The organism is Streptomyces sp. YS-3 (assembly GCF_045257485.1).
Classification (GTDB): Bacteria; Actinomycetota; Actinomycetes; order Streptomycetales; family Streptomycetaceae; genus Streptomyces.
The window spans coordinates 1-3,735 of record NZ_JBJHPC010000661.1; the positions used below are offsets into that span (position 1 = coordinate 1).

General features: G+C 71.7%; 4 protein-coding genes. 2 read left to right on the forward strand and 2 right to left on the reverse strand.

All coding sequences use genetic code 11. The annotated features are described in order from the left end of the window. Positions 1–47: 47 nt before the first annotated feature. Both ACJA3G_RS32775 and ACJA3G_RS32780 read right to left on the reverse strand, forming a co-directional pair. On the reverse strand, positions 48–1,058 hold the full coding sequence (locus ACJA3G_RS32775) for an AAA family ATPase (RefSeq protein WP_406556672.1): 1,011 nt from the start codon (positions 1,056–1,058) through the stop codon (positions 48–50). Positions 1,059–1,373: 315 nt separating this feature from the next. Further along, entirely contained in the window at positions 1,374–1,937 is a 564-nt protein-coding gene (locus ACJA3G_RS32780) for a beta-class carbonic anhydrase (RefSeq protein ID WP_406556673.1), read from the reverse strand. A gap of 409 nt (positions 1,938–2,346) precedes the next feature. Between ACJA3G_RS32780 and rsmH the strand changes: the two genes are divergently transcribed. Further along, a complete protein-coding gene (rsmH, locus tag ACJA3G_RS32785; protein WP_406556674.1) occupies positions 2,347–3,351 on the forward strand; it encodes a 16S rRNA (cytosine(1402)-N(4))-methyltransferase RsmH in 1,005 nt (334 codons plus the stop codon). Beyond that, positions 3,348–3,735, forward strand: a 388-nt coding sequence (locus ACJA3G_RS32790; protein ID WP_406556675.1) for a septum formation initiator, incomplete at its 3' end; no start/stop codon positions are given. The genes rsmH and ACJA3G_RS32790, both read left to right, overlap by 4 nt.

Genomic DNA, 3,735 nt, shown 5'->3' on the forward strand with positions numbered 1-3,735 from the left:
GTCGGTGTCCTCCGGCCCCGCCCCCGCCGGGGGAGCCCCGGCCGCCATCACAGCCGCCGGGTGCCGGGCTGCTGCTGGCCGTAGAGCGGGCCGCCGGCCTGCGGCACGGGGGTGTGCTGGAGGATCTCCAGGACGACCTGCTCGGCGGTGCGGCGGTTCAACTGGGCCTGGGCGGTGGGCAGCAGCCGGTGCGCGAGGACCGCGACGGCGAGCGCCTGGACGTCGTCCGGCAGTGCGTACTCCCGGCCGCTCAGGGCCGCCGCGGCCTTGGCGGCGCGCAGCAGATGGAGCGTGGCGCGCGGCGAGGCCCCGAGTCTGAGGTCGGGGTGGTTGCGGGTGGCCCCGACGAGCTGCACCGCGTACCGCCGCACGGCGTCGGCGACGTGGACCTTGCGGACCGCGTCGACGAGCTTGACGATGTCGTGCGCGTGCGCCACCGGCTGGAGGTCGTCGAGGGGGGAGACCGCGCCGTGCACGTCGAGCATCTGGAGCTCCGCCTCGGCCGACGGGTACCCGATCGAGACGCGGGCCATGAAGCGGTCGCGCTGGGCCTCGGGCAGCGGGTAGGTGCCCTCCATCTCGACCGGGTTCTGGGTGGCCACCACCATGAAGGGGCTGGGCAGTTCGTAGGTCTGCCCGTCGATGGTGACCTGGCGCTCCTCCATGGACTCCAGGAGCGCCGACTGGGTCTTGGGCGAGGCGCGGTTGATCTCGTCGCCGATGACGATCTGCGCGAAGATCGCGCCCGGCTTGAACTCGAAGTCCCGCCGCTGCTGGTCGTAGATGGACACACCGGTGATGTCCGACGGCAGCAGGTCCGGCGTGAACTGGATGCGCCGCACCGAGCAGTCGATGGACTTGGCCAGCGCCTTGGCCAGCATGGTCTTGCCCACGCCCGGGACGTCCTCGATCAGGAGGTGCCCCTCGGCGAGCAGTACGGTCAGCGAGAGCCGTACGACCTCGGGCTTGCCCTCGATCACACCCTCCACCGACCTGCGGACGCGCTCCGCAGTGGCGGTCAGATCTGTGAGGCTCGCTCGCTCGTCATAGGTCGTCACCCGGCCCTCCTCGGCCCTTCCCCCCGCTCAGGAGCGGAGGGTTACCCCAGTTGCCTGCGGGCCGGCGCACTGGAAACGGAACGGCCCACTTCGAAATAGGGACACCGCGTCCGAGACGTTCGGACGGATGCCACCCCCGCATTCTTGTTGCCGTCGCCGCGTCGTGTCACTCGCCTGTGGATAACTGGAGGGGATATGTCGGGGGTTGCCGTGTTTTTGTCTCCGAAGACGCCCCCAAGAGTCTCCGAAGAGATCCCGAAGCGACGCGGAATCGAGTCCGAACTCCCTCGGGGCGCGGACCGGTCCGGTCCCGGACTAGGCCGCCGGGTCGATCTCGCGGAGCAGGCCGGTGGTGACGTCGAAGACGAATCCCCGCACGTCGTCGATGTGCGGCAGGAAGGGCGAGGTGCGGACCCGCTGCATGGACTGGCGTACGTCCTGGTCGACGTCGCGGAAGGACTCCACCGCCCAGGCGGGGCGCTGGCCGACCTCGTCCTCCAGCTCGTGGCGGAAGTCCTCGGTGAGCGACTCCAGGCCGCAGCCGGTGTGGTGGACGAGCATGACGCTGCGGGTGCCGAGCGCCCGCTGGCTTATGGTCAGTGACCGGATCACGTCGTCGGTGACCACACCGCCGGCGTTGCGGATGGTGTGGCAGTCGCCGAGTTCCAGGCCGAGGGCCGCGTGCAGGTCGAGGCGGGCGTCCATGCAGGCCACGACGGCGACGCGGAGGACCGGGCGGGCGTCCATACCGGGGTCGTCGAACGCTTGTGCGTACCTGCGGTTCGCTTCGACGAGCCGGTCGGTGACGGTTCCCCCGTCACCGACCGCCAGGTGGGGGCGGACGGGGGGCTCTGCGGGGAGGTGCGCAGGAGTCGACATGTCTATGACGTTAGTCGTCGTAGATCGTCCGGTCTCGTTGTGAGGACGGAAAAATCCCGTCAACTCGGTCGGCTGTGAGGTAACCCACAAGCGTGATGGTCGGTCGTCCGTTCGGGTGAAAAGCGCACCCCGCGACGCGCTGGGCCGTTGATTGACCGAAAGGACCGGTGGACTAAAGTGACGCGAAGTGGGTGGGGTGACACACTCCGGCCCGCTTGCGGGGACAGATCCCGTATCCGCAGAACAGAGCAGTTGCACAGTTTCCCCCCGCGTGCGCGGCGCGCGTACGGCTCGGCCTCCTCCCGCTCGCCGGTCGGCTGACGCCACTTCCCCGGCGCCGGCAGACCTTCCGAGCGGGTGGGGACCCGGCCGTATGCGCGGGGTGCCCGCCGGACCTGAGAGGGCCAAAGTGACAGGGCGCGAAGCGCTTCCCAGCGAGGGCGACGGCGGGCGACGGGAGGAGCGGATCCGGCACGTCCCGGTGATGCTCCAGCGGTGCCTGGACCTGCTGGCCCCGGCCCTGACGCAGCCCGGGGCAGTCGTCGTCGACTGCACCCTGGGCCTCGGCGGCCACAGCGAGGCCCTGCTCACCCGGTTCCCCGAGGCGCGCCTGATCGCCCTCGACCGGGACAAGGAGGCCCTGCGGCTCTCCGGCGAGCGCCTGGCGCCCTACGGCGAGCGCGCCACCCTGGTCCACGCCGTCTACGACGAGCTCCCCGAGGTCCTGGACCGGCTCGGCGTCCCGCGCGTCCAGGGCATCCTCTTCGACCTCGGCGTCTCCTCGATGCAGCTCGACGAGGCCGACCGCGGCTTCGCCTACGCGCAGGACGCCCCGCTCGACATGCGCATGGACCAGACCACCGGTATGAGCGCCGCAGAGGTGCTCAACACGTACGCGCCGGGCGAGCTGGTGCGCATCCTGCGGCAGTACGGCGAGGAGAAGCAGGCCAAGCGGATCGTCTCGGCGGTCGTCCGCGAGCGCGAGAAGGAGCCGTTCAGCAACAGCGCGCGGCTCGTCGAGCTGATCCGCGACTCGCTGCCCCAGGCCGCCAAGCGCACCGGCGGCAACCCCGCCAAGCGCACCTTCCAGGCGCTGCGCATCGAGGTCAACGGCGAGCTCTCGGTCCTGGAGCGGGCCATCCCGGCGGCTGTGGCGGCCCTGGACGTGGGCGGGCGGATCGCGGTCCTGTCGTACCACTCGCTGGAGGACCGCCTGGTCAAGCAGGTCTTCGCGGCCGGCGCCGCCAACACCGCCCCGCCGGGGCTGCCGGTGGTGCCCGAGCAGTACCAGCCGCGTCTGAAGCTCCTGACCCGCGGCGCCGAACTGCCCACGGAGGAGGAGATCGCCGAGAACCGGCGGGCGGCCCCCGCGAGGTTCCGCGGGGCCCAGCGCATCCGGGAGGACCTGCGGTGAGCGGACCGGCCAGGCAGCTGCGGGGGCGGGCCGCCCGGCTCGGCAGGCTGCTGCCCCCCGCGGGCACGGGCAGCGCCGCCCGCACCCCCTTCGTCCTGCTGGTCGTCGTGCTCCTCGGCGGCGGTCTGATCAGCCTGCTGCTGCTGAACTCGGCGCTGAACGAGGGCTCGTTCAAACTGAGCGAGCTGCGCCGCCAGACCACCGAGCTCACCGACGAGCAGCAGGCCCTCCAGCACGACGTGGACGGCCTCTCCGCCCCCGACGCGCTCTCCCGGCGGGCCACCGAGCTCGGCATGGTCCCCGGCGGCAGCCCCCTCTTCCTCAACCCGGACGGCACGGTCAGGGGTGCCCGGCGCGGGCGCCGTCCAGCCCGCCCCGGCCCCC